The sequence below is a fragment of the Pseudomonas sp. TS_SC_3 genome (assembly GCF_056156225.1).
In genome coordinates this window covers 535,879-559,821 of record NZ_CM149586.1, presented here as the reverse complement: position 1 = coordinate 559,821, position 23,943 = coordinate 535,879, and the positions used below count along the sequence as shown (strand labels likewise).

The following is a 23,943-nucleotide window of genomic DNA, read 5'->3' as shown; positions in this document are numbered from 1 at the left end:
TCATGTGCAGCCCTCGACACGCTTGGTTAATCAGCACGACCTTGGTCCTCGCCGTTGCTGCGCAAAGCAGCAGCGCGGCACCTAAGCACGACCACCCTGGTAAACAAGGTAGCGGCCAACACAGCGAGATCAGCGTGAACGGCCCGTCGATAGATATCGGCCAGGTACGCATCATCCTGGGGGAGAACCGTAACCTGATTGGCTCAACCCGCGCATTGCCACCCGGTATCGCCAAAAACCTGGCCCGCGGCAAACCATTACCGCCGGGTATTGCGAAAAACTTCGACAGCCGGCTACTGGCCCAACTGCCCCACTATGACGGCTATGAGTGGAAGCAGGCCGGCACAGATGCGGTGCTGGTGGCCATCGCCAGCGGCATCGTTTACGAAGTGCTGCGCAACGTACTGGACTGAAAACGGTTTTTACTCGGTAAAGGACGCGCCTCGCCTTTGTTTAATCAGCAGGCGCGCGCTGTCCCAGCCGACCAGCAGCACGGCCAGCCAGATCGGCAGATAAGTCAGCCACTGCGCACTGTTGAATTGCTCACCGAGAAACAGCAGCGCCACCAGAAACAACAGCACCGGCTCGACATAACTCAGGATGCCGAACAGGCCCATCGGCAACAGCCGGCTGGCGGCCATCATCGCGGCAAATGCCAGAGCGCTGAGCAAGCCCAAGCCAGGCAGCAGCCACCACAGCGGGGGCGCCTGGCTGAACAGCTGGGGCGGGCCCCACTGCACCACCATGTAAATCGCGACTGGGGCCATAAACAGCATCTCCAGGACAAACCCAGACAACGCATCTAGGCGCATCCAGCGGCGCAGCATGAAATACGGTGGATAGCCCAGCACCGTAACCATCACCACCCAAGAAAACGCCTGGGTCAGCCACAGCTCATGGGCGACGCCAAGCAAGGCGCAGCACACCGCCAAGCGTTGCAACGGCCGCAGCCGCTCGCCGTAAAACACCCGGCCCGCCAACACCATGGCCAGCGGCAGGAGGAAATAGCCCAGCGACACCTCCAGCATGCGCCCGGCCAGCGGCGCCCAGACGAATAGCGCCCACTGAATGCCCATCAGCAGCGCCGCCAAAGGCAGACTGGCCAACAACCATGGTTCACGCCGCAAGCGGCCGCAGGCCGCCAGCAGCAACGGCCATTGCCGTGACAACGTCACCAGCAGCAACACCGCCGGTAACGACCAGAGCACACGCTGGGCAAAGACCTGTAAACCGTCGAGCGGCGCCAACAGCTGCACATAGCCAGGCACCAGGGCAAACAGCACCGAGGCGATAATCGACAGCGCCACACCGCGCCCAGACAGTTGCATCACACCCCCTACTCACTCAACCCGAATACCTTGCCCCGCTGTAGTTAAGACCACCGCGGGCAAGCAGCACGGCCGCGACCTTACCCGCTCGCGCCGGAAAAAGCTCGGCAGGCATGTTACGCATCGGTCATCACAGCTCGCGGAGTAGCACGCTGGCCATAAAAAACCCGCACAGCCTGGGCTACGCGGGTAGAGGGACGTCAAGGAGCACAAGACGCCAGGAGAGCAGGATGCAGCGTGATGAATCAGATGGCCTGGGCCAGTTGAGCCTTGGCCTGGCTGACGCCTTTTTCCAGAAAATCACCGCCCAGGTTGAGGCCTTCGGCATGGATAAAGCTGACATCGTGAATGCCGATAAAGGCCAGTGCTTGACGCAAATAGGGTTCCTGGTGATCCAGATTGCTGCCGGCGTAAATCCCGCCACGCGCAGTCAGCACAAAGGCACGCTTACCGCTGAGCAAGCCTTGCGGGCCGGTTTCGGTGTATTTGAAGGTCACGCCAGCGCGTAGCACGTGGTCGAGCCAGGCTTTAAGCGTGCTCGGGATCGCGAAGTTGTACATCGGCGCCGCCAGCACCAGCACATCGGCGGCCAGCACTTCGTCGGTCAGCAACGTAGACAGCGCCAGAGCCGCCTGCTCGGCTTCGCTTTGCTGCGCGGCCGGCGTCATCCAGCCACCCAGCAGGTTGGCATCTAAGTGCGGCACCTGATCAACCGCAAGGTCGCGCACCTTGATCTGGTCCGCTGGGTGAGCGGCTTGCCATGCGGCGATAAATTGCGCCGTCAGCTCACGTGACACCGAGCCTTGTTGACGCGCGCTGCTTTCAATTATCTGAACAGTTGCCATGTTGCGTGCTCCACCGAAGAGTTGATGAACATCGATGGACCAAGCATATGAGCGCTAAAACCGATTAAAAAGCGCAAATTACTGCAGCAACCAATCTAATAATTTGATTTATGACGAGATCGTGCTTAGTCTGAGCCTGCTGCAGCGTCTAAATCAGCTCGCAGGTCACGGCGACCCGCAGCTTGATGATGCTGCGATTGGACTTCAGCGTCAGATTGCTGCTTTCACCCGCGCTAAGGTTGACCCGGCGAGTGCGTGGCGCCTCCGGGCCATTACGAAAAACGGCCGTGCACTTGGCATCGCGGCGGCCATAGTTGTACAGCTGCAAAGCGCCCATGTTGTGATCGATTTCCTGGGGGCTGACCGACACTTCGGCGCCGTTGAGCTGTTTCTCCACCTCAATCGGGTAGGCCATCACAGTCAGCGGCAGGCAGGCTAACAGCGCGCAACAGAGCTTTTTCATCAGGTCAGTCTCCGGCTAAAGACTGCCAGTTTAGGTTGATCGAGTCAGCAATTGCACCCTAGAACATGGCTGCATAAAGGAACTGAATATGAAAGCCCCTCGCGTAACCCTTGAGCAATGGCGCACCCTACAGGCGGTGGTCGACCATGGCGGCTTTGCCCAGGCCGCTGAGGTGTTGCACCGTTCGCAATCCTCAATCAGCTACACCGTGGCGCGTATGCAGGAGCAGCTGGGCGTGCCACTGCTGCGCATCGACGGGCGCAAAGCGGTGCTCACCGAAGCCGGTGATGTGCTGCTGCGCCGCTCGCGCCAACTGGTCAAACAAGCCAGCCAACTGGAAGACCTGGCTCACCACATGGAGCAGGGCTGGGAAGCCGAAGTGCGCCTGGTGGTCGATGGGGCCTACCCCAATGCGCGCCTGGTGCGTGCATTGACCGCGTTTATGCCGCAAAGCCGCGGCTGCCGGGTACGCTTGCGCGAGGAAGTGCTGTCTGGCGTGGAAGAAGTGATCAAGGAAGGCTCGGCCGATCTGGCCATCAGCGCGCTGAATATTCCGGGTTTTCTCGGTGCCGAGATGAGCACCGTGGAGTTTATCGCCGTCGCTCACCCTGATCATCCGCTACACCGCCTGCAGCGAACCGTGACCTTTCAAGACCTGGAAGTGCAAATGCAAGTGGTGATCCGCGACTCGGGCCGCCAGCAACCGCGCGACATCGGCTGGCTGGGTGCGGAGCAACGCTGGACAGTCGGCAGCCTGGCCACGGCGGCCAGTTTTGTCAGCAGCGGCTTGGGCTTTGCCTGGTTGCCACGCCACCTGATTGAACGTGAACTCAAAGACGGCTTGCTCAAACCTTTGCCGCTGGAACAAGGTGGCAGCCGCAATCCGCTGTTCTATCTGTACTCCAATAAAGACACGCCCATGGGCCCCGCCACACAGATTCTGGTTGAGCTGATCCAGCGCTTCGACGCCGCGCCTTTGAACGCAGCCTTTGCTGCGCCCCTGCCCTCCGCTTGAGAGGAACCCGTACATGGCTTATTTCGATAACGACGGCTGCCAGCTGCACTACGAAGAATACGGCCACGGCGCCCCCGTACTGCTGCTTCACGGCCTGGGCTCAAGCACCCGAGACTGGGAATACCAGATCCCTGAGTTGGCGCGTCACTACCGGGTAATCGCCCTCGATGTGCGCGGTCACGGCCGCTCCGACAAACCGCGCGAGCGCTACAGCATTAAGGGCTTCGCCGAAGATGTGGCGGCGCTGATCGAACACCTGCAACTGCCGCCGGTGCATCTGGTGGGCATCTCCATGGGCGGCATGATCGGCTTCCAGCTCGGCGTGGATCATCCCGAGCTGCTGAAAAGCCTGTGCATCGTCAACAGCGGCCCGGAAGTGAAGGCGAAAAGCCCGCGCGACTATCTCGAGATCGCCAAACGCTGGAGCCTGTCGCGCTTGCTCAGCCTCGACAGCATTGCCAAAGCCCTGGGCAAGCTGCTGTTCCCCAAACCGGAGCAGGCCGAGCTGCGGCAAAAAATCCTGGCGCGCTGGCCACAAAACGACAAGCGTGCTTACCTTGCCAGCCTGGATGCGATCATCGGCTGGGGCGTGCGGGAACGCCTGGCGCGGATCAGCTGTCCGACCCTGGTAGTCGCAGCCGACCGCGATTACACCCCAGTGGCGCTGAAGCAGGCCTACGTTGATGAAATGCCAGATGCGCGCCTGCTGGTGATCGAAAATTCGCGCCACGCCACACCGCTGGACCAACCCGAACACTTCAACGGCAGCTTGCTCGCCTTCCTTGCCGAAGTCGAACAGGCCGCCCCCACTGCCACCAAGGACTCAAACGCATGCTGAAAACACTCACCCTCGCCGCTTGTTCTGTGTTGTTTGCCGGCAGCCTATTGGCTGCAGAAAACCCCAAAGTGCTGCTGACCACCAGCCTCGGTGAAATCGAAATTGAACTGAACGCCGAGAAAGCGCCGATCAGCACCGCCAACTTCCTCAGTTACGTCGACAGTGGCTACTACGCCGGCACCCAGTTCCACCGCGTCATCCCTGGCTTTATGGTGCAGGGCGGCGGTTTCGATGCAGATATGCAGCAGAAAGAAACCCAAGCGCAGATCAAGAATGAAGCCGACAACGGCCTGCACAACGTACGCGGCACCCTGGCCATGGCCCGCACTCAGGTCCGCGACTCGGCCACCAGCCAGTTCTTTATCAACCACAAAGACAACGCCTTCCTCGACCACGGCTCGCGTGATTTCGGCTACGCCGTATTCGGCAAGGTGACTCGCGGCATGGACGTGGTCGACAAGATCGCCCAAGTTCCCACCGCCAACCGGGGCGGCCATCAGAACGTACCGCGTGAGCCGGTGCTGATTACCGCCGCCAAACGCCTATAACCCATCACGGCTGGGTAGCGCGCCTACCCAGCCGTGCGATACGGCAGCAACTCCCGGGCCTGCTCGGCATAGCCACGTACGCCCTGCTGCTCATCCTCAAGGAAGTTCGCCACGGCCGCGCGCAGGTCGGGATGACAGAGGTAATGCCAGGACTGCGTGATCACCGGCTCAAAACCGCGAATCAATTTGTGCTCACCCTGCGCACCGGCGTCGAAACGCTGCATACCAGTGGCGATGGCGTAGTCCATGCCCTGGTAGAAGCAGGTTTCAAAATGCAGCCGATCGAACTCCGCTAAACAGCCCCAGTAACGCCCATACAAACTGTCACCGCCGACCAGGCTGAAAGCCATGGCCACCGGCCTGCCGGCCTGATGCGCCAATACCACGCGGATCATCTCGGGCATGCGCTCGGCCAATAGGCTAAAGAAGGCACGCGTCAGGTACGGGGATTGACCACGCACACGGTAGGTATTGGCGTAACACAGGTAGACGAAATCCCACTCCAGCTCAGTCAGCTGATGGCCCTCACGCCACTCAAACTCAATGCCCTGCCCCGCAACCTGCTCGCGTTCTTTGCGCATCTGCTTACGCTTGCGCGAACTGAGCGCGTCGAGAAAGTCTTGAAAATCCCGGTAGCCGCGATTACGCCAGTGAAACTGACACCCCAGGCGCTGCAGCCAACCGTCACGCCTCTGCAGCAGCGCATGCTCAGCCTCCGTGGTGAAGTTGATATGCAGGCTCGACAAGCCGTGCTGTTCCAGACTGCCGGTTAGCTCATCAAGCAGCTGCCCGACGGCCGACGGCGCGCCCAGCAAGCGTTGACCGGTTACCGGAGAAAAGGGAATCGCGCCGAGCAGCTTGGGGTAATAGTCGATACCGGCGCGGTAACAGGCGTCGGCCCAAGCGTGGTCGAACACGTACTCGCCGTAGGAGTGGCTTTTCACGTAGCTCGGCATGGCCGCCAGCAGTTGGCCTTGCTCGCCGAGTAGAGCCGCATGAGCGGGCTGCCAACCACTGCGCCCGCCAACACTGCCACTGTCTTCCAGCGCCGAAAGAAAAGCGTGACGCAAGAAAGGCTGGGCCTCAGTCAGCAGAGCATCCCACTGGCTGGCGGCAATTTCATGGATGGAGTTCAGGCAAGTCGGCAACATCGGCAGCTCGGCGAGTCAGGCAAGGTAGCACTATACCGCCAGACACCCCGCCGGCATCTATGGGAGAGATAAACTCAACCCGCGCCCTGCCCCGACAGACAACACCTGACGAAAAAACCCCGCACTAGGCGGGGCTTAAAATAGGAGCAGCAGTGGAGCGGTGTTACTTAGAAAACGTACTGCAGGCGCAGGCTTAGAGCATCACCATCGTCGTCACCAGCGGCGTTGACCACATTGTCAGTTTTACCCTTGAGGTAGTTGGCAGAAACCTTGACAGCCTCGTTGGCGTACCAGTTCAGGCCGACGGTGTGAACCTTGCCTTCAGTGTCTTCGAAGTTACTTTCTTCGACCTGAATATTGTCGTAGCGGTAGAAGACTTCCCAAGCACCGATCTGCTTGTTCTCAGGCTTGATGCTGTCGAACTTGCCGCCGTCGAGCTTGTAGCCACGTGCTTCACCGGTCAGGGTATAAGCCAGTTGTACGTTGTAGCCGGTGGCTTCGCGGTCGTCACGAGTAGCGGCGGACTTGGCGTCGATATCGCGCTTGAGGTACTCGCTCTGGATGGAGAAAGGACCTGCAGCGAAGGCAGCTTCCAGGCCAACGGCGCTGTCGCCGTCAAACTGGCCGGCCACGCCTGGGGCGAAGGTCGGACGGTTGCCGTTGGTAGTGTCTTCAGTAGTGCCGCGAACGCCCATACGCGAGACAACGGAACCGTTGAAGTCTTCCACATCACGGTTTGCATAATTGACACCAAAATGCAGCACGTTGCCTGCTTCAGCCATCGGCGCGATTACACCGCGCAGGTTGTATGTGCCTTGGTTCTTGCCGTCTTCATCTTCATACTCGGCGCCGTCTTCTTTATGAAAGAAACCGGCCGAGCCGTAGAACAGGTTGCCGGCTACGCCGCTGACCTGCACACCCATACCTTTCTGTTTGTCGTTAACCCAAGGAGCGATGTCATAAATCGCGGAACGCTCGATGGCAGTGATCCACTTAGAGCTGGTGGCTTTTTCCAAGCCAAAGTCGGGGTCAAAACGACCGACCTTGACAATTACCGGAGCGAAACCGGTATAGGCGATGGAAGCTTCGTCCCAATCGTCCTTACCGTTGCCATTGCCGAAGTCATAGTTGAAGGCGTACTTCCAGTCCTTGTAAGCAGTACCAGAGAGTTCCAGGATGGCACGGCGGAAATAGGCTTCGTTGGCGCTATTGCCGTTCTTGGTGTAGACGCCGTCGAACTGGTCAAAATCAGCCTGCAGGCGACCGCCCAGCTTGAAGGAAAAGGCCTTGTCGGTAGTCCCAACTTCCAGGCCACCCTTGGTCTTGACCACGATGTCGGCGCCGTCAGTTGTAACGGTGCCAGCGAAAGCCTGGGCGGAAACGGCCAGAGCCAGAGCGCTGGTTGCGAAGCCGGCCATTACTCCACGAAAGCTGTGCTTACGGATCATCGAAGATTCCTCTAAATGGACTTTTAAGTGTTGAAAACACCCGAGCGCGAGGGGCTCGTTTGTGCTGGAGGGAATCTTGGCGGCGAGATATTTCAGCGCGGTTGCTGATATATAAATATTTGATTACAGCGGAACTTTTTACTTCGTTTACACATAAGCAATCTGCCACCCATACCGCTGCGGATTGGCGGGCATGGATGCCGCTGCGGGCAGAAGACTTTTGCCGCCACGCAATCGATCCGTCACACTACGCGCCCCGAGCAAATGCTCGTTTTCAAGCCTGCAGACTCCGTATGACCCGATCCCCGCTCCGCCGTCTCGTTTTTGGCACCCTGCGCCGCGTGCTGTACCTCTGGGTGCGCTCGGAAACCATCAACCAGTCCGCCTTTACCCTCAAGCTCGACCGCAGCAAGCCGGTGTTCTACGTGCTGCAGCAGCCGTCGCTGAGTGACCTGGCGGTGGTCGACACGGAATGCCGCAAGGCCGGCCTGCCGCGTCCGGTGCTACCGGTGGCCGTGGGTGAACTGCTGGAGCCTGCCGCCTTCTTCTACCTGACCCCGGAGCCCGACTGGCTCGGCCGGCAGGACAAACGCGGCATCTCGCCCACCCTGCAACGCCTGGTCAGCGCGCTGAGCCAGCATGCGGTGGACGATGCGCAGATCATTCCGGTCAGCGTGTTCTGGGGCCAATCGCCAGACCGCGAAACCAGCCCGTGGAAGCTGCTGTTCGCCGATAGCTGGGCGGTCACCGGGCGTCTGCGCCGCTTGGTGAGCATCCTGATTCTCGGCCGCAAGACCCGCGTGCAATTCTCCACACCTATTCATATGCGCGAGCTGGTCGAGCAGGACAAAGGCCACGAGCGCACCTTGCGCATGGTTCAACGCATCCTTCGTGTGCACTTCCGCAATCAGAAGGCCGCCGTGATCGGCCCGGATGTGTCGCACCGGCGTAATCTGGTCAAAGGCTTGGTGCACGGCCCGCAAGTGCGCCAGGCCATCATCGAAGAGGCCGAGCGCGAGAACATAAGCCTAGAGAAGGCCGAAAGCCAGGCCCTGCGCTACGGCAACGAGATCGCCTCGGATTACACCTACACCGCTATTCGCTTTCTTGAGGTGGTGCTGAGCTGGTTCTGGAACAAGATCTACGACGGCATCAAGGTCAACCACATAGAAGGTGTGCAAGACGTCGCTCAAGGCCATGAAGTGATTTATGTGCCCTGCCACCGCAGCCACATCGACTACCTGCTGCTGTCTTATCTGCTGTTCAAAAACGGCCTGACACCGCCGCACATCGCTGCGGGCATCAACCTCAACATGCCGGTAATTGGTGGCCTGCTGCGCCGTGGCGGCGCGTTCTTTATGCGCCGTACCTTCAAGGGCAACCCGCTGTACACCGCAGTGTTTAATGAATACCTGCACACTCTCTTCACCAAAGGCTTCCCGGTGGAGTACTTCGTCGAGGGCGGGCGTTCGCGTACCGGACGCATGCTGCAACCGAAAACCGGCATGCTGGCCATCACCATGCGCAGCTTCCTGCGCAGTAACCGCCTGCCAGTGGTGTTCGTGCCGGTGTACATCGGCTACGAGCGCGTTTTGGAAGGCCGCACCTACCTGGGCGAGCTGCGCGGCGCGAGCAAGAAGAAAGAGTCGATCTTCGACATCTTCAAGGTCATCGGCGCGCTCAAGCAGCGCTTTGGCCACGTCTGGGTCAACTTCGGCGAGCCGATCAAGCTGGCGGAATTTCTCGACAGTGAGCAACCCGACTGGCGCACGCAGGACTATGGCACGCAGTACCGCCCGACCTGGCTGAATGAAGTTACCAACAACCTCGGCGAGCGCGTGGCCCAACACCTTAACGAGGCAGCTGCAATCAACCCGGTCAACCTGGTGGCCCTGGCGTTGCTCTCCACCAGCAAGCTGGCCCTGGATGACCGCGCCCTGGCGCGGGTGCTCGACCTCTACCTGGCCCTGCTGCGCAGTGTGCCCTACTCGCCGCACACCACCTTGCCAGGCGGCAACGGCCAGGCACTGATCGAATACGTACAGAAGATGGACCTGCTCGCCGAACAGAAGGATGCCCTCGGCAAAATCCTCTACCTGAACGAGCACAACGCCGTTCTGATGACCTACTACCGCAACAACGTGCTGCACATTTTCGCCCTACCGGCGTTGCTGGCGAGCTTCTTCCAGAGCAGTTCACGGATGAGCCGCGAGCAGATCCTGCGCTTTACCCGCGCGCTCTACCCCTACCTGCAAGCCGAGCTGTTTATCCGCTGGGATATGGACGAGTTGGACGCCGTGGTCGATCAGTGGCTAGCGGCCTTTGTCGAACAGGGCCTGCTCAAGCTGGATGGCGACATGTACGTCCGCCCGGCACCCAGCTCGCGCGAGTTCGTCTTGCTCACCCTGCTGGCCCGCGCCATCGTGCAGACCCTGCAGCGCTTCTATATGGCCACTGCCCTGCTGCTGAATGCCGGGCAGAACGCCATCAGCGCCGAAGAACTGGAAGACCTCTGCACCGTGATGGCCCAGCGCCTGTCGATCCTGCATGGCCTCAACGCCCCGGAGTTCTTCGACAAGAGCCTGTTCCGCCACTTTATCCAGAGCCTGCTGGAGCATGGCGTGCTGCGTCAGGACGAAGCCGGCAAGCTCAGCCATCACCCGCTGCTCAGCGAACTGGCCGAAGGCGCCGCCAAGCGCGTGCTGCCGGCAGAGCTGCGCCTGTCGATTCGCCAGGTGGCCATGGATCGCAACGAGGATGTCGCCGAGCCGGTGTAAACCGGCTCTCGTAGGGTGGGCATGCCGCAGGCTTGTCCGCCCCCTACACGCTACCGAAAACGACGTAGGGTGGATGACGCCTTTCTCATCCACCTTGCGATTTGGTGGATGGATAAAGCGCCATCCACCCTAAGGTTTCACAGCGTTTTGTAGATAACCCCAGGATCGACCACAACTGTTCGACAGATGACCATGGCCACAAGCGACGACAAAACCGCTACTCCCTCCCGCGCGGAGTTTCACCACGCCAACCAGCCCCGCGCCGCGGTCGACGCCCAGCGCCTGCTGGCGGCGAAAGCTGAACTTGGCGCGCGCTGGCTTAGCTGGGTGGCCGCCGAGCTGTATGCCCTCAAACCCGCCGCCTATGCGCAAATGGTGCGGCGTGAGTTACAGCGCTTAACTAGCTAGTGCTCTCCAGCCACCGTTAGCCCAGCTCCAACTCAAACGGCGGCGCACCTGCAGATTTGCCTGCGCGCGCCACTCCGTTAAGCTCCAGTTACTGCCTTACCAACCGCACAAGGATGCCCATCATGCTTCGTCTTATCTCCCTGGCCGCCGGCCTCGCCCTGTCCAGCAGCGCCTTTGCCCTGTCGCTGGCTGACCTTTCGCAAAGCGATGCAAGCGGCGGCCTTAAAGACGCCCTTACCCAAGGCGCCAAAGTCGCCGTGCAGCAACTGGGCAAACCCGGTGGCTTCAGCAATAACCCGGACGTGCGCATCGAACTGCCGGGCAACCTCGGCAAAGCCGCGAAAACCATGAAGATGATGGGCATGGGCGCGCAGGTTGATCAGCTGGAAGCAAGCATGAACAAAGCCGCTGAAGCCGCCGTGCCGCAAGCCCAGGCGCTGCTGGTGGATTCGGTGAAGAAGATGACCGTGCAGGACGCCAAGAGCATCCTCAGCGGCCCGCAAGACTCCGCCACCCAGTACCTGAACAAAACCAGCCGCGAACAGATTCGCGCCAAGTTCCTGCCCATCGTTAAACAAGCCACCGACCAGGTCGGCCTGGCCAAGCAGTACAACAGCTTCGCCGGCCAAGCCGCGAGCTTCGGTGTGATCGATGCGAAAAGCGCGAATATCGAGAACTATGTAACCGAGCAGGCGCTGGACGGTCTGTTTGCGATGATCGCCGAGCAGGAAGCCAGCATCCGTGAGAACCCGGCCGGTGCGGCGACCAGTCTGGCGAAGAAGGTGTTTGGGGCGCTGTAAGGAAGGCTTGCTGGAGCCCGGGCAACCACCGCAACGGTGGATGAAAAAAGCGTCATCCACCCTACGTCAGGGTCGCCACTGTGCGGGGGCGTAGGGTGGCCACCACATAAGCGGCCTTAACAAAAGGCCATCATCAGCACAATCAGAAGCAGCCAGCTCGCAGCTAAAGCCCCTCCCACGGGCTGAAAGCCTTCATCGGGCGCAAAAACAAAACCCCGCTAATCAGCGGGGTTTTGTCAGTTAGGCGCCAGACTTATTCCGCCTGCGCCACCAGCGTGCCGTTCTGATCACGGCTCCACTGCGGCAGCAGCGTACCAATCAACATACCGGCCATGCTGAACAGCAGCCCCGCCAGCTGTGGCGGCCAGAAGGCGGCTTCGCTCCAGGTGTATTCCAGATAAATCCACGACACCAGACCAAAAGCGATGGCAACCAACGCGCCTTGGGTGGTCGCACGCTTCCAGAACAGCCCGGCAAATAACGGCACCACGGCCGCCACCAGGGTCACCTTGTACGCGTTGCCGACCATCTCGTAGATACTCGCATCCGAATACAGGGCAAAGCTCAGGGTGGCAGCCGCGCAACACACGATGGTGACGCGCATCAGCAGCAGGAACTGCTTGTCGTTAAGCACCGGTAGGAAGCGCTTGAGCACGTTCTCGGTCAGGGTCACCGATGGCGCCAACAGGGTGCCGGAGGCGGTGGACATGATGGCCGAGAGCAGCGCGCCGAAGAACATGATCTGGGCAAACAGCGGCGTCTTGTCGAGAATCAGCAGCGGCAGAATCATCTGCGAATCTTCGGCCAACCACTTCTCGACCAGCGCCGGGTCGATCATCGAGGCGGCGTACACCAGAAACACCGGCAGCATGCAGAAGCCAAGGTAGAACACCGCACCAGTCATCGAGGCGCGCGCAGCGATGTTCTCGCTCTTGGCCGACATCACGCGCTGGTACACGTCCTGCTGCGGGATGGAGCCTAGCATCATGGTCACTGCCGCGCCGATAAAGGCGACGATGTCCTTGGGCTCGAAGGCGTGCATAAAGGTGAACTTGCCATCGCTGGCCGCTTTGCTGATCACCAGATCGGCGCCGCCGGCCATGTCGCTGAACAGCCAGACCAGGTAGATCAAGCCAACCACGATGATGATCATCTGGAAGAAGTCGGTCAGGGCAATCGACCACATACCGCCGAACAGGGTGTACAGCAGCACGATAAAGGTGCCGAGGAACATGCCCTGGGTGGTGCTGATGCTGCCGTCGGAGATGACGTTGAACACCAGGCCCAGCGCGATCAGCTGCGCGGCGATCCAGCCCAGGTAGGACATGACGATGACCAGGCTGATGATCAACTCGACCTGCGGGCCAAAGCGCTTTTTGAAGTAGTCGCCAATCGTCAGCAGATTCATCCGGTACAACGGCCGGGCAATGATCAGGCCGACCAGAAACAGGCAGCCGAAGGAGCCGAATGGGTCTTCGACGATGCCGGCAAAGCCTTCTTCGAGGAAGGTGGCAGGAATGCCCAGTACCGCCTCGGAGCCGAACCAGGTGGCAAACACCATGGCCGCGACGATGGGGAAGCCCATGCTGCGGCCACCGGAGGCGAAATCGCGGGTGTTGTGTACCCGAGTGGAGGCGTAGAAACCGATGGCGACAGTCACCAGTAGATAGAGCGCAACGAACCAGATCAGCATGCTTTCCCGTTCCACAGACGTCAGCCCACCGCGTGCGTGACCCGCGCAAGCTGCGCAGGCAGAAACGGTGGACTACAGGTTTTTGTTATAGGCACTGGTGATGGGTGAAATGCACGCCCCATCATGGGCGCGCAGTCTGGCAAAACCATAAAATATGTCAAATAAAAACGACAAAACGTAGAAAAATAGGTAGCTCGAGTGGCCGACCTACTGAGCAAATCACTGTAATACCTGCAAAAAGCTGTGCAGGCGCACAGCGTGCAGTTGCATATTTTTGACAGAAACAAAGCAAAGCGCACGGCAGAACTCATCCTCGCCGCCCATAAAAAAGCCAGACCCTGGGGTCTGGCTTTTTCAGTATCAACCGCCTGTTACCCCGGCTGACGCTCCACTTCCTTAACCCGGAACCAGGCGGCGTAAAGTGCCGGCAGGAACAGCAATGTCAGCGCCGTAGCGACGATCAGACCGCCCATAATGGCCACGGCCATCGGTCCGAAGAACACGCTGCGCGACAGCGGAATCATCGCCAGCACCGCCGCCAGAGCCGTCAACACGATGGGGCGGAAGCGGCGCACGGTGGCTTCAATAATCGCGTGCCAGCGGTCCATGCCGGCTTCGATGTCCTGCTCGATCTGATCGACCAGAATCACCGAGTTACGCATGATCATCCCCGACAGGGCGATGGTGCCGAGCATGGCGACGAAGCCGAACGGCTGGCGGAAAATCAGCAGAAACAGCGTTACGCCAATCAGCCCCAGCGGCGCGGTGAGGAACACCATGGCCGAGCGCGAGAAGCTTTTCAGCTGCAACATCAGCAGGGTTACCACCACCACGATAAACAGCGGAATACCGGCGTTAACCGACTTCTGCCCGCGACTGGAGTCCTCCACGGTGCCGCCGACATCCAGCTGGTAGCCGTCTGGCAGTTGCGCACGGATCGGGTCCAGGGTCGGCAGAATCTGTTTGACCAGACTGGCCGGCTGCTCCTGGCCATACACATCGGCGCGTACGGTGACGGTCGGCAAGCGATTGCGGTGCCAGATGATGCCTTCTTCGAAGCCGTACTCCAAGGTGGCGATCTGCGACAGCGGCACACTTTTGCCGCTGTCGGTTGGCACAGCCAGGCTTGGCAGCAGGCCAAGTTCCTGACGCTCACTGACGGTGCCGCGCAGGAGAATTTCGATCAGCTCGTTGCCTTCACGGTACTGGCTGACCGGAGAGCCAGTCAGCGAGCTTTGCAAAAAGCGCGACAAATCGGTGGTGCTGACGCCCAAGGCACGGGCGCGCTCTTGATCGATATTCAGGCGCACCACTTTGCTTGGCTCTTCCCAATCGAGGTGCACGTTGGCCACGTGCGGGTTTTCGCGCACCTTGCTGGCGACCTGACGGGCCAGTTGACGCACCTCATCAATGTGCTCGCCGGAGACGCGGAACTGCACCGGATAACCCACGGGCGGGCCGTTCTCTAGGCGTGCAATACGCGTGCGCAAGGTTGGGAACTCATCGTTGAGCAGCTCGATCAGCCAGGTGCGGATTTTCTCGCGATCTTCAATGCTTTTCGCCAGCACCACGAACTGAGCAAAACTGGCTGCCGGCAGTTGCTGGTCCAGCGGCAAGTAAAAACGCGGCGAACCGGTACCGACATAGGCAACAAAGTTATCGATGCCCTCATGCCCGCTGAGCAGCTGCTCCAGACGCTTAGCTTGCTCTTCGGTGGCTGCCAGAGAGGCGCCTTCGCTGAGTTTGAGGTCGACCATCAGTTCCAGTCGGCCAGAAGCAGGGAAGAACTGCTGCGGCACAAAGCGGAACAGCAAAATAGAGCCGACAAACAGCGCGACGGTCAGTACGATCACGGTTTTGCGGCGGCGCACGCACCACTCCACCGCCGTGCGCACGCGCCGGTAGAACGGCGTGCCGTAAGGATCGTGACCACCCGCGCTGCCGCCATGCTTGGCCGCATGTTGCTTGGCCAAATCGGGCAGCAACTTAGCCCCCAGGTACGGCACAAACACCACGGCCGCAATCCACGACACCAACAGGGCAATGGCCACCACCTGGAAGATCGAGCGGGTGTATTCACCGGTGCCGGACTGCGCAGTGGCAATCGGCAAAAAGCCTGCGGCGGTAATCAGGGTGCCGGTCAGCATGGGGAAGGCGGTGCTGGTCCAGGCATAACTGGCCGCTTTGATGCGGTCGTAGCCCTGCTCCATTTTGATCGCCATCATCTCCACGGCAATGATGGCGTCATCCACCATCAAGCCCAGCGCCAGCACCAACGCGCCAAGGGAGATTTTGTGCAGGCCAATGCCGAGGAAGTACATGGCGGCAAACGTCATCGCCAGCACCAGCGGAATCGACAGCGCGACCACCAAACCGGTGCGTAAACCGAGGGAGAAGAAGCTCACCAGCAAGACGATGATCACCGCTTCGGTAAGCACGCGGACGAATTCGCCCACCCCGGTTTTCACTGCTGCCGGCTGGTCGGAAACTTTGCTCAGCTGCATGCCGACCGGCAGGGTGTCCTGCAGGCGGGCGAATTCACCTTCCAGAGCGCGGCCTAGCACCAGAATGTCACCGCCGGCTTTCATCGATACGGCAAGGCCAATGGCGTCTTCCCCCATGTAACGCATGCGCGGTGCGGGAGGGTCATTGAAGCCGCGCTTAACCTCGGCTACATCAGAGATGCGAAACGTGCGATCGGCCACGCGAATCGGGAAATTACGGATGTCATCGACCGACTTAAAGCGCCCCGTCACCCGCAGTTGGATACGGTCCGAGCTGGTTTCAAAAAAGCCAGCAGAGGCCACGGCGTTTTGTTCTTCCAGCGCCTGTTGTACGGCCGCCAGCGGTAAACCGAGGGTGGCCAGCTTGGTGTTGGACAACTCGATCCACACCTTCTCATCCTGCAGGCCGAGCAGATCAACCTTGCCCACATCTTTAACCCGCTGCAGCTGCAGCTGGATACGGTCGGCGTAATCCTTGAGCACGGCGTAGTCGAAACCTTCGCCCGTCAGTGCATAGATGTTGCCAAAGGTGGTGCCGAATTCGTCGTTATAGAACGGGCCCTGAATGCCTTGCGGCAAGGTATGGCGTATGTCGCTGACCTTCTTGCGCACCTGATAGAACAGGTCGGGAATGTCTGCGGAGTGCATGGAGTCACGGGCGACGAAGGTCACCTGGGACTCACCGGGGCGCGAGAACGAGATGATCTTGTCGTAGTCGCCGGTCTCCATCAGCTTCTTTTCGATGCGCTCGGTCACCTGCTGCGCGACTTCTTCAGCCGTCGCGCCCGGCCAGTTGGTGCGCACCACCATGGCCTTGAAGGTAAAGGGCGGGTCTTCACTCTGGCCCAGTTTGGTGTAGGAAAGCGCGCCAACTACAGCCAGCAGCAGCATGAGATACAGCACGATCTGGCGGTTACGCAGCGCCCAGGCGGACAGGTTGAAATCCATCGGGCTTACTCCTTAACCGTCAGGTTGGCCTTGGCCGTCAACTGGACAACGCGGTTATCACGGTCAACCGGGCGCACCTGCTGATCTTCACGCAACACCTGACCACCAGCCGCCACTACCCAGTCACTGGCTTGCAAGCCTTCCAGCACCGGCACGGTTTTCTCGCCATAAGCCCCCACTCGGACATGGGTACGTTTAAGCGTTGAGGTGGCGGGGTCGACCACCCAAACATAAGGCTGGCCCTTCTCCGCCGTCAGCGCCGACAGCGGTACGGCCAGGGGCACATTACCGTTGTGGGCGATAAAAACCCGCGCACTCTGGCCCAGCTCGGCAGGGACCTTGCCCTCACTAAAAGCAACCCGGGTGGCGAACGTGCGTGATTGCGGATCGGCCGCCGGCGACATTTCACGAATACGCCCAGGGAAGCGTTGGCCCGGCTGCGACCACAGCTCAACCGCGACATCCTGGCCGACCTTAAAACGCTCGAAGGCTTGTTCCGGCAGGTTGATCAGTACTTCGCGCTCACCATCGGCCGCCAGAACAAACACCGTTTGCCCAGCGGCAACAACCTGACCCACTTCGACCATACGCTGCGCGACAACACCATTTTGCGACGCGCGCAGCACGGCATAGCCGGCCTGGTTATTGGCCACGTCGTACTCGGCACGCGCTTGTTTGACCCCTGCAGCCGCAGAACGGTAGGTGTTTTCCGCATTGTCATACTGCGAACGGCTGACCAAGTTACGCGCCAACAGCGTTTTGTAGCGATCACGCTCCGCACGGGCCAGCTGCAGGTTAGCCTCGGCGGCTGCCAACTGCGCACGACTGGCTTCCAGCTGCAGGCGCATATCCTGCGGGTCGAGCTCGGCCAGTGGCTGATCTTTTTTGACCTGCGCGCCCACTTCTACAAAGCGCTTGGTCACCTTGCCACCGATGCGAAACGCCAGTTCAGGCTCCAGACGCGCACGCACTTCGCCAGGGTAGGCATCCACCAACTCCCCCGCCAACTGCGGCTGCACCACCATCGCAGGACGGATGACAACCGCTGCGGGTTCACCATTGCCGCAGGCAGTGAGCAAAAGGACAAGACTGGCGGGTAACGCAACAGACAGGACGTGGCGGAGCATAGTGACCAACCTTTATGAGGCTTTTAATATTTATACTGGCGAGTATAGTAAAAATAGCAAACTCACTAGTCCAGTATTAAAAGCGACCCATGCCTAACACCATGTTGCCCCCCAGCGGCCCCGGCCGCCCCAAAGATCTGGCCAAGCGCAAAGCCATTCTGGAAGCGGCGAAAACCCTCTTCCTCAGTAACGGCTATGACGGCAGCAGCATGGACGCCATTGCCGCCGAAGCCGGCGTGTCCAAGCTCACGGTGTACAGCCACTTCACTGACAAGGAGAAGTTGTTTGCCGCGGCGGTGCAGTCCAAGTGCGAGGAGCAACTGCCAGAGCTGCTGTTCGAGCTAAACGACGAAGTACCGGTGGCACACCTGCTGCTGAATATTGGCCGTGGCTTCAATGAACTGATCAACAGCCGTGAGTCGGTGGAATTGCACCGGGTGATGGTGAGCCTGGCCGCGCAGGACTCCAAACTCTCACGGATGTTCTATGAAGCCGGGCCGCAGCGCGTACTGCACGGCATGGAAGAGCTGCTGCGCCGCGCCGATCAGAGCGGCAAATTGCGCATTCCCGACCCGCTGAGCGCGGCGGATCAATTCTTCTGCCTGATCAAGGGAGGGGCCAACTTCCGCCTGCTGATCGGCTGCGGTGAAGCCCTGCAGGGCACCGAGGCCGAAGCGCATGTGCGTGATGCGGTCGACGTCTTTTTGCGCGCCTTCCGCGCGGAGTAACGCCAGGCGTGGCCAGCGTTACTCGCTGGCGGCCTGCAGCTTCTTCTTCGGGTAGATGTCGTAACGGCTGGATTTACCTTCCAGGGCGTAACCCGGCTTGGCACCGTCAATCAGCGGCGCCTTGCGTGGGCGCTTGACCACCACCCGATGACTGGCCAGGTTGAGCGCCGCTTCCAGCAACGCGGGCGCATCCAGGTCATCACCGACAAAAGGCCGGAACAGGCGCATCTCTTTTTTCACCAGCGCACTCTTGTCGCGGTGCGGAAACATCGGGTCGAGGTAGATCACCTGCGGCGGCTCGCCCGGCCAGGCGCGCATCAGCTCGATAGCGTTACCCGTCAGCAACTGCATTTGCGCAGTAATCGGCGCCACCTCGCGGTCCAGCGCCGCCCGCGCCAGGCCATCTTCCAGCAGCGCAGCGATCAGCGGCTGGCGCTCAATCAGGGTCATACGGCAACCCAGGCTGGCCAGCACAAAGGCATCACGACCCAAGCCTGCTGTGGCATCCAGCACTGCCGGGCGCACTCCCGCCTGCACGCCAACCGCCTTGGCAATCATCTGCCCGCTGCCGCCGCCGAATAACCGGCGATGCGCCACAGCGCCTTCGACAAAGTCCACCTTCACCGGCCCCGGCGCCTGCGGCCCTAGCTCAACCAGCTGCAAACCACCCTCGGCCAACTGCAGGACGAACTCACTGTCGCCTTCCAGCGGCAGCCCCAAGCGCTGCGCCCAGGTTTCAGCCGCGGCCTGCAGATGGGGAGCCAAGGCCTGCATACGAATTCTGGCTATTAGCCGCTCATCACTCATCAGAAAATGTGCTCAAAAATCATTCAATTGACCGCCTGAACGGCCGATATGCCATTTAAGCGGCATTTTGCCAGACCCGGCAGCATCCAGCCGCACCGAGTTCGCCATGTTCGATGTAATTTCCGCCCAGCGCAGCGTCGCGCCGTCGGCCACCAACACCGGCTCAATCAGCGAGACGCTGGATGAAAGCAAACGCACCTCGCTGAATTATCAAATTTTGCGGCGCACCCTGCTACCCGATGAAGTAGAGGCGCAAGCACCTACCAGCCCGCCCGAGGTGCCGAGCGAGCCACCCGCAGTCACAGTTCAAGCCAGCGACTTTCAGCAGATGGCCGCTCAGCGCGAGCTGGAGCTGAACGTCACGGTCAACGCCGAACCGCAGAAGACTGACCCACTGGTACTCGATATCGCCGGCAACGGTTTCAGCACCAGCGGCCTGAACCGTTCGGTACGCTTCGACTTGGATGCCGACGGCAAGCTCGACCAGATCAGTGTGCCCACTGGTGACGACGCCCTGCTCGCCTATGACCGCAACGGTAACGGCCGCATCGACGATGGCCGCGAACTGTTCGGCGACCAGAACGGCGCCGCCAACGGCTTTGCTGAATTGCGCAAATACGATGACAACGGCGATGGCCGTATCGACAGCCAGGATGCGATCTTCGAGCGTCTGAGCCTGCTGCGTTTTGACGCTCAAGGCCGGCAATCCAGCCAATCACTGAGCGAGGCTGGCGTCAGCGCCATCGACCTGCAGGCGCGGGATGTGAAGATTGCCTTGGGCGCTTACGACGAAATCGCCCAACTCGGCCGCTTCGAATTCGCCGACGGTCGCAGCGGCCAGGCTGCCGATCTATTGTTGGCGCAGCGTTAAGCCGGTACTTAGCGGCACATCCGCCACAACCCCATGTCAACATGAAAGTGGTCGCGATGAGCGGCGTTGTACTCCGGTCCCAGGGTGGTGTTGAAGCGCGTGCAGGCGGCTTTCTGCACCTGGCGTAGAAACTCGGCGTTCTTGCCCGGCTTGGGCCAATCCTGCAGCACACTGATGCGCCGGCCATCGGCCAGGCGAAAGCCGGTGATATCCAGCGCATTGGCCGAGGCATGCTGGCTAGGCCGCTGGCTGCCGGCAATGGTGCGGCACGCAAAGCTGCCGACATGCTCAACCCGCGCCACCCGCTGGCCAAACACTGCCTGGGCAGTTGGCTGCAGATCATGCTGCTCAAAAAGGGCAAAGGCCGCCGCCAGCGGGCAGCTGGCGATAAAGCTGCTGCTGAAGGCAACGCCGGAGCTGTGTACACGCAGGGTGTTATTCAGCGGGCACGCCACCTGTGGGCTGCTGTCGGCCTGCGGCGTAACGCGCAGTGACGAGGTGCTTAACGCCTGCCGGCATAACGCAGGATCATCCTGCAGTCGCCAGAGCTTGAAACTGGTCAGCAGGTTCGGCGTTTCGCGAATATCCAGCACCGCCCAGGGGTTCCAGCGCGGCGGGACATCCAGCCAGCCACGCCAGATCACCAGCAACAGACCGGCGAGCACGACACAGAGAATAAGAAAGGCACGAAAGTAGGTCATGCGGCGCAGCCTATCAGAGCAGCCCCAACTGCTCGACCTGATCCTCGACCTGCACCTGCGGCAAAGCCGGCAATCCCGGCAGACGCAGCATCAGTTGCTGATGGAAGCGCTGCGCCAGCTGCGGCGCCAAGCGGTTATCCGAGGTGTGCAGGAAGACATAAGGCGTGCGACCTTCCTCGATCCAGCCCGCCACCTTGTCCAGCCAAGGCGCCATAAACGGATCATTGGCCAACAATTCGGGATGGCCAATAAAGCGCAGCTGTGGGGCCTGGCTAAAGGCGGTGGGGCGCAGCGGCAGGCGCGGTTTCTTGGCCTGTGCATGCAACACCGCAGGCGTGTTGGAAACACAGCTGAACAGCGCCCGCGAATCCAGGCAGATACGTTCGATGCCACGGCCATGCAGCAGGCGATTGAGGCTGCGCTCCTCCTCGCCCTTGGCAAAGAACGCCGGATGACGCACCTCAACGGCCAGCTCACTGCCCTGCCAGTGCTCAATAAAACCAGCCAACTCCGCCAAACGCGGCGGACCGAAGCTGGCCGGCAATTGCAGCCAGTAAGGTGTCACTCGCGCCCCCAACGGCGCCAGCAAGCGGCGAAAATCTTCGGTGGCGCTCAGCTGCTCACGTAAGTCACCGCCGTGGCTGATCTCGCGCGTCAACTTGGCGCAAAAGCGCAGGTGCGCCGGCATCCGCTCAGCCCAACGCGCCACGGTTTCAGCAGAAGGCGCCGCATAAAAAGTGGTATTGCCTTCAACCGCATTGAACACCTGCGCATACAGCGGCAGAAAGTCGGCGCTGCGGCTGCCCGGTGGGTACAGCGAACCGCGCCAGGCAGGCTCGCTCCATGACGGGCAACCGAGGTAATAAGGCAGCATGGGTTTAAAGGCCGTGGCGGAAACTAGCGAGGGTGGTTAAGCGTAGAGATCAAGCCCCATAACCTGCTGGGCGTCCAGCTCATTGGCGAAGCTGGCGGTCGAGTTATAACTGGCCAACGCCTGAGCGGCGCGGTTGTTCAATTGGGGCTGGTAGAGCTGGTCTTGCAGACGCGATGGCAAGCTGTCGCTGCTGGCATTACCGGTTTCGACCTTACGCGCTTGGGCCACCGGTTCAAGGCCTTGGGTACTGCCAGGGGTTGCCGGCTGCTCACGACGGGCCTCTACCTCGCGCTGCGCTTCGCGAAACGGCGTGACCGCAGAGCCTGGGCGGGCACTGCGGTCTGGCGAATAAGAGGAGGTAAAACCGTCGATACGCATCTATTACTGCTCGGCTTGCTTAGCCAACGATGGATACAGGTGATGGCAATTTAGCCGCCATAGCCGGGCTTGGCAATCACGCGCCGCATGCCGCCGCCCCATGCGCGACAGAAGGTGCGCCGATACCCTGCAGATCAAACGGCGGCTTTGGGTGTGGCCACCTGATCACGCAGATAAACCGGCTGCGCCAGGTCAGCCGCCACGGCCTCGCCACGTGCCCAGGCAAAGCGTGCCAGGCTGAGTAGGTCTTCGGCATGCGGCAGCATGGCAGCATCTTGCCCGGTAACGGTCACCGGAATGCGCGCAGCAAAGGTGCCCCAGCCAGTACCTGCAGCAAACCAGTCGCCACTGGCATCAACCGGTAGGCTGGCACGCTCAGGTGGCAATACCGCCTCAACACCGGCCAGGCGCATTTCACCCTGCTCGGCACGGTAGCACCCCCAATAGACTTCATCCATGCGCGCATCGATCGCGGCTGCGACCTGCTGCGCGCCATGTTCACGCAAGCTGCGCTGAGCCAGCACCGCCAGGTTGGAGACCGGCAACACCGGGCGCTCCAGCGCGAAAGCCAAGCCCTGTACCACGCCGATGGCAATCCGCACCCCGGTAAATGCACCGGGGCCACGGCCAAAGGCAATCGCATCCAGCGCCGACAACGGCACACCCGCATCAGCCAGCAATTGCTTGATCATCGGCAACAGACGCTGCGCGTGCATGCGCGGGATCACGTCATAGTGACTGAGCACCTTGCCGTCATGCAGCAGGGCAACGGAGCAGGCTTCGGTGGCGGTATCCAGGGCCAACAGAGTGGTCATCGCGGTTCAGGCTGGTCAGCAAATGGGCGGGCATTAAAACGGTTTACCGTATTTTTTGCCAGCACCCTGGCCGGGTAGGCGACAGATTACGCGCGGTCACACCGCCTTCCACTGCACGCTCCACCGCGTAGGTTGTGCGTATAAACAACAACGCCCCGCAAAGGCGGGGCGTTGTTTGCAATCGGCAGTGGCTTAGCTGAGTGCAGCCAGTACCTTGGCCGTAATCTCATCAACCGAACCCACACCAGCAACGGCGCTGTATTTCGGTGTGCCATCAACGGCGGCCAGCTTCTGGTAGAAATCGACCAGTGGCTTGGTCTGCGAGTGATAGACCGACAGACGATGACGGACGGTTTCTTCCTTATCGTCATCGCGCTGGATCAGCTCGTCACCCGTTTCGTCATCGATACCTGCGACTTTCGGTGGGTTGTGCTCGGTGTGGTAAACGCGACCCGAGGCCGGGTGCACGCGACGACCGGCGATACGGCTGACGATTTCTTCATCATCAACCGCGATTTCAATCACGTTGTCGATGACCACGCCGGCTTCCTTCAGGGCTTCAGCCTGGGGAATGGTGCGCGGGAAACCGTCGAAGAGGAAACCGTTGGCACAATCGGCTTGGGCGATACGCTCTTTGACCAGGTTGATGATCAGGTCATCGGAAACCAAACCACCGCTGTCCATTACGCTCTTGGCAACCAAGCCCAGCTCGGTGCCGGCCTTGACCGCAGCACGCAACATGTCACCGGTGGAGATTTGCGGAATACCAAATTTCTTGGTGATGAAACCCGCTTGGGTGCCTTTACCGGCACCGGGCGCACCCAGCAAAATTACGCGCATCGATGTGCTCCTCAACATGTAAGTGGAAATCGCTCG

The 23,943-nt window shown here is 60.5% G+C and carries 23 protein-coding genes; 9 read left to right on the top strand and 14 right to left on the bottom strand.

The features are described 5' to 3' along the window. Nucleotides 1-2: 2 nt before the first annotated feature. Complete coding sequence (locus AC0J6G_RS02690) at nt 3-413, top strand: anti-virulence regulator CigR family protein (RefSeq protein ID WP_475251031.1); 411 nt, start codon at nt 3-5, stop codon at nt 411-413. 9 nt (nt 414-422) lie between these two features. Here AC0J6G_RS02690 and rarD read toward each other — a convergent pair whose 3' ends face one another. The 3 genes from rarD to AC0J6G_RS02675 form a co-directional block, all read right to left on the bottom strand. Beyond that, the gene (gene rarD, locus AC0J6G_RS02685) at nt 423-1,328 is read right to left on the bottom strand and encodes an EamA family transporter RarD (protein WP_475251029.1); all 906 of its coding nucleotides are present in this window, start codon (nt 1,326-1,328) and stop codon (nt 423-425) included. A 245-nt stretch (nt 1,329-1,573) separates the two neighbouring features. Next, nucleotides 1,574-2,173, bottom strand: a complete 600-nt coding sequence (locus AC0J6G_RS02680) for an FMN-dependent NADH-azoreductase (protein WP_475251027.1) — start codon at nt 2,171-2,173, stop codon at nt 1,574-1,576. A 148-nt stretch (nt 2,174-2,321) separates the two neighbouring features. After that, nucleotides 2,322-2,636 carry a 3-phosphoglycerate kinase gene (locus tag AC0J6G_RS02675; RefSeq protein WP_475251025.1) on the bottom strand — a complete coding sequence of 105 codons (315 nt, stop codon included), beginning with the start codon at nt 2,634-2,636 and terminating at the stop codon, nt 2,322-2,324. 88 nt (nt 2,637-2,724) lie between these two features. Here AC0J6G_RS02675 and AC0J6G_RS02670 point away from each other — a divergent pair, with 88 nt between their 5' ends. Genes AC0J6G_RS02670 through AC0J6G_RS02660 form a run of 3 tightly spaced genes read left to right on the top strand, consistent with a single transcriptional unit; the run spans nt 2,725 to nt 5,037 of the window. Then, nucleotides 2,725-3,651 (top strand): PA3225 family LysR-type transcriptional regulator, encoded by a 927-nt coding sequence (locus AC0J6G_RS02670; protein WP_475251023.1) that lies wholly within the window; start codon nt 2,725-2,727, stop codon nt 3,649-3,651. Nucleotides 3,652-3,664: 13 nt separating this feature from the next. Next, nucleotides 3,665-4,489, top strand: coding sequence for an alpha/beta fold hydrolase (locus AC0J6G_RS02665; RefSeq protein WP_475251021.1), 825 nt, complete (start codon nt 3,665-3,667; stop codon nt 4,487-4,489). Continuing rightward, on the top strand, nt 4,483-5,037 hold the full coding sequence (locus AC0J6G_RS02660) for a peptidylprolyl isomerase (protein ID WP_475251019.1): 555 nt from the start codon (nt 4,483-4,485) through the stop codon (nt 5,035-5,037). Before AC0J6G_RS02665 ends, AC0J6G_RS02660 begins: the two co-directional genes overlap by 7 nt. Nucleotides 5,038-5,060: 23 nt before the next feature. Here the strand turns inward: AC0J6G_RS02660 and AC0J6G_RS02655 are convergent, their stop codons facing one another. Both AC0J6G_RS02655 and AC0J6G_RS02650 read right to left on the bottom strand, forming a co-directional pair. Beyond that, entirely contained in the window at nt 5,061-6,188 is a 1,128-nt protein-coding gene (locus tag AC0J6G_RS02655) for a GNAT family N-acetyltransferase (RefSeq protein ID WP_475251017.1), read from the bottom strand. Nucleotides 6,189-6,355: 167 nt separating this feature from the next. Next, entirely contained in the window at nt 6,356-7,636 is a 1,281-nt protein-coding gene (locus AC0J6G_RS02650; protein ID WP_475251015.1) for an OprO/OprP family phosphate-selective porin, read from the bottom strand. A 293-nt stretch (nt 7,637-7,929) separates the two neighbouring features. On the opposite strand from AC0J6G_RS02650, the gene plsB reads away from it, so the two are divergent. The 3 genes from plsB (at nt 7,930) to AC0J6G_RS02635 (ending at nt 11,621) form a co-directional block, all read left to right on the top strand. After that, nucleotides 7,930-10,413, top strand: coding sequence for a glycerol-3-phosphate 1-O-acyltransferase PlsB (gene plsB, locus AC0J6G_RS02645; RefSeq protein ID WP_475251013.1), 2,484 nt, complete (start codon nt 7,930-7,932; stop codon nt 10,411-10,413). Nucleotides 10,414-10,605: 192 nt separating this feature from the next. Continuing rightward, complete coding sequence (locus tag AC0J6G_RS02640; RefSeq protein WP_475251011.1) at nt 10,606-10,821, top strand: hypothetical protein; 216 nt, start codon at nt 10,606-10,608, stop codon at nt 10,819-10,821. Between the two features lie 122 nt (nt 10,822-10,943). Continuing rightward, a complete protein-coding gene (locus AC0J6G_RS02635) occupies nt 10,944-11,621 on the top strand; it encodes a DUF4197 domain-containing protein (RefSeq protein ID WP_160085204.1) in 678 nt (225 codons plus the stop codon). Between the two features lie 253 nt (nt 11,622-11,874). On the opposite strand, the gene AC0J6G_RS02630 is transcribed toward AC0J6G_RS02635, so the two are convergent. From AC0J6G_RS02630 to AC0J6G_RS02620, 3 genes are all read right to left on the bottom strand, one after another. Next, nucleotides 11,875-13,314 carry a high affinity choline transporter 1 gene (locus AC0J6G_RS02630; protein ID WP_475251008.1) on the bottom strand — a complete coding sequence of 480 codons (1,440 nt, stop codon included), beginning with the start codon at nt 13,312-13,314 and terminating at the stop codon, nt 11,875-11,877. Between the two features lie 371 nt (nt 13,315-13,685). After that, the gene (locus tag AC0J6G_RS02625; RefSeq protein ID WP_475251006.1) at nt 13,686-16,766 is read right to left on the bottom strand and encodes an efflux RND transporter permease subunit; all 3,081 of its coding nucleotides are present in this window, start codon (nt 16,764-16,766) and stop codon (nt 13,686-13,688) included. Nucleotides 16,767-16,771: 5 nt separating this feature from the next. Continuing rightward, entirely contained in the window at nt 16,772-17,893 is a 1,122-nt protein-coding gene (locus AC0J6G_RS02620) for an efflux RND transporter periplasmic adaptor subunit (protein WP_475251004.1), read from the bottom strand. A gap of 89 nt (nt 17,894-17,982) precedes the next feature. Between AC0J6G_RS02620 and AC0J6G_RS02615 the strand changes: the two genes are divergently transcribed. Then, nucleotides 17,983-18,621, top strand: coding sequence for a TetR/AcrR family transcriptional regulator (locus AC0J6G_RS02615; RefSeq protein WP_475251002.1), 639 nt, complete (start codon nt 17,983-17,985; stop codon nt 18,619-18,621). Nucleotides 18,622-18,639: 18 nt separating this feature from the next. On the opposite strand, the gene AC0J6G_RS02610 is transcribed toward AC0J6G_RS02615, so the two are convergent. Then, on the bottom strand, nt 18,640-19,428 hold the full coding sequence (locus tag AC0J6G_RS02610; RefSeq protein ID WP_475251000.1) for a class I SAM-dependent methyltransferase: 789 nt from the start codon (nt 19,426-19,428) through the stop codon (nt 18,640-18,642). A 106-nt stretch (nt 19,429-19,534) separates the two neighbouring features. Between AC0J6G_RS02610 and AC0J6G_RS02605 the strand changes: the two genes are divergently transcribed. Beyond that, nucleotides 19,535-20,299: a hypothetical protein gene (locus tag AC0J6G_RS02605; RefSeq protein ID WP_475250998.1), complete on the top strand. Its 765-nt coding sequence runs from the start codon at nt 19,535-19,537 to the stop codon at nt 20,297-20,299. 8 nt (nt 20,300-20,307) lie between these two features. Here AC0J6G_RS02605 and AC0J6G_RS02600 read toward each other — a convergent pair whose 3' ends face one another. The 5 genes from AC0J6G_RS02600 to adk form a co-directional block, all read right to left on the bottom strand. After that, complete coding sequence (locus AC0J6G_RS02600; protein WP_475250996.1) at nt 20,308-21,000, bottom strand: extensin-like domain-containing protein; 693 nt, start codon at nt 20,998-21,000, stop codon at nt 20,308-20,310. 13 nt (nt 21,001-21,013) lie between these two features. After that, entirely contained in the window at nt 21,014-21,874 is an 861-nt protein-coding gene (locus tag AC0J6G_RS02595) for a DUF72 domain-containing protein (protein ID WP_475250994.1), read from the bottom strand. A 36-nt stretch (nt 21,875-21,910) separates the two neighbouring features. Next, nucleotides 21,911-22,252, bottom strand: coding sequence for a hypothetical protein (locus AC0J6G_RS02590; protein WP_475250992.1), 342 nt, complete (start codon nt 22,250-22,252; stop codon nt 21,911-21,913). A gap of 134 nt (nt 22,253-22,386) precedes the next feature. Continuing rightward, nucleotides 22,387-23,067 (bottom strand): tRNA (adenosine(37)-N6)-threonylcarbamoyltransferase complex dimerization subunit type 1 TsaB, encoded by a 681-nt coding sequence (gene tsaB / locus AC0J6G_RS02585; protein WP_475250990.1) that lies wholly within the window; start codon nt 23,065-23,067, stop codon nt 22,387-22,389. A 192-nt stretch (nt 23,068-23,259) separates the two neighbouring features. Then, entirely contained in the window at nt 23,260-23,907 is a 648-nt protein-coding gene (gene adk, locus AC0J6G_RS02580; RefSeq protein ID WP_475250988.1) for an adenylate kinase, read from the bottom strand. Nucleotides 23,908-23,943 lie beyond the last annotated feature (36 nt).

Coding starts and splice junctions, on each gene's coding strand:
- AC0J6G_RS02690 (WP_475251031.1), top strand. CDS start 3: ATGTGCAGCCCTCGACACGCTTGGTTAATCAGCACGACCTTGGTCCTC.
- rarD (WP_475251029.1), bottom strand. CDS start 1,328: ATGCAACTGTCTGGGCGCGGTGTGGCGCTGTCGATTATCGCCTCGGTG.
- AC0J6G_RS02680 (WP_475251027.1), bottom strand. CDS start 2,173: ATGGCAACTGTTCAGATAATTGAAAGCAGCGCGCGTCAACAAGGCTCG.
- AC0J6G_RS02675 (WP_475251025.1), bottom strand. CDS start 2,636: ATGAAAAAGCTCTGTTGCGCGCTGTTAGCCTGCCTGCCGCTGACTGTG.
- AC0J6G_RS02670 (WP_475251023.1), top strand. CDS start 2,725: ATGAAAGCCCCTCGCGTAACCCTTGAGCAATGGCGCACCCTACAGGCG.
- AC0J6G_RS02665 (WP_475251021.1), top strand. CDS start 3,665: ATGGCTTATTTCGATAACGACGGCTGCCAGCTGCACTACGAAGAATAC.
- AC0J6G_RS02660 (WP_475251019.1), top strand. CDS start 4,483: ATGCTGAAAACACTCACCCTCGCCGCTTGTTCTGTGTTGTTTGCCGGC.
- AC0J6G_RS02655 (WP_475251017.1), bottom strand. CDS start 6,188: ATGTTGCCGACTTGCCTGAACTCCATCCATGAAATTGCCGCCAGCCAG.
- AC0J6G_RS02650 (WP_475251015.1), bottom strand. CDS start 7,636: ATGATCCGTAAGCACAGCTTTCGTGGAGTAATGGCCGGCTTCGCAACC.
- plsB (WP_475251013.1), top strand. CDS start 7,930: ATGACCCGATCCCCGCTCCGCCGTCTCGTTTTTGGCACCCTGCGCCGC.
- AC0J6G_RS02640 (WP_475251011.1), top strand. CDS start 10,606: ATGGCCACAAGCGACGACAAAACCGCTACTCCCTCCCGCGCGGAGTTT.
- AC0J6G_RS02635 (WP_160085204.1), top strand. CDS start 10,944: ATGCTTCGTCTTATCTCCCTGGCCGCCGGCCTCGCCCTGTCCAGCAGC.
- AC0J6G_RS02630 (WP_475251008.1), bottom strand. CDS start 13,314: ATGCTGATCTGGTTCGTTGCGCTCTATCTACTGGTGACTGTCGCCATC.
- AC0J6G_RS02625 (WP_475251006.1), bottom strand. CDS start 16,766: ATGGATTTCAACCTGTCCGCCTGGGCGCTGCGTAACCGCCAGATCGTG.
- AC0J6G_RS02620 (WP_475251004.1), bottom strand. CDS start 17,893: ATGCTCCGCCACGTCCTGTCTGTTGCGTTACCCGCCAGTCTTGTCCTT.
- AC0J6G_RS02615 (WP_475251002.1), top strand. CDS start 17,983: ATGCCTAACACCATGTTGCCCCCCAGCGGCCCCGGCCGCCCCAAAGAT.
- AC0J6G_RS02610 (WP_475251000.1), bottom strand. CDS start 19,428: ATGAGTGATGAGCGGCTAATAGCCAGAATTCGTATGCAGGCCTTGGCT.
- AC0J6G_RS02605 (WP_475250998.1), top strand. CDS start 19,535: ATGTTCGATGTAATTTCCGCCCAGCGCAGCGTCGCGCCGTCGGCCACC.
- AC0J6G_RS02600 (WP_475250996.1), bottom strand. CDS start 21,000: ATGACCTACTTTCGTGCCTTTCTTATTCTCTGTGTCGTGCTCGCCGGT.
- AC0J6G_RS02595 (WP_475250994.1), bottom strand. CDS start 21,874: ATGCTGCCTTATTACCTCGGTTGCCCGTCATGGAGCGAGCCTGCCTGG.
- AC0J6G_RS02590 (WP_475250992.1), bottom strand. CDS start 22,252: ATGCGTATCGACGGTTTTACCTCCTCTTATTCGCCAGACCGCAGTGCC.
- tsaB (WP_475250990.1), bottom strand. CDS start 23,067: ATGACCACTCTGTTGGCCCTGGATACCGCCACCGAAGCCTGCTCCGTT.
- adk (WP_475250988.1), bottom strand. CDS start 23,907: ATGCGCGTAATTTTGCTGGGTGCGCCCGGTGCCGGTAAAGGCACCCAA.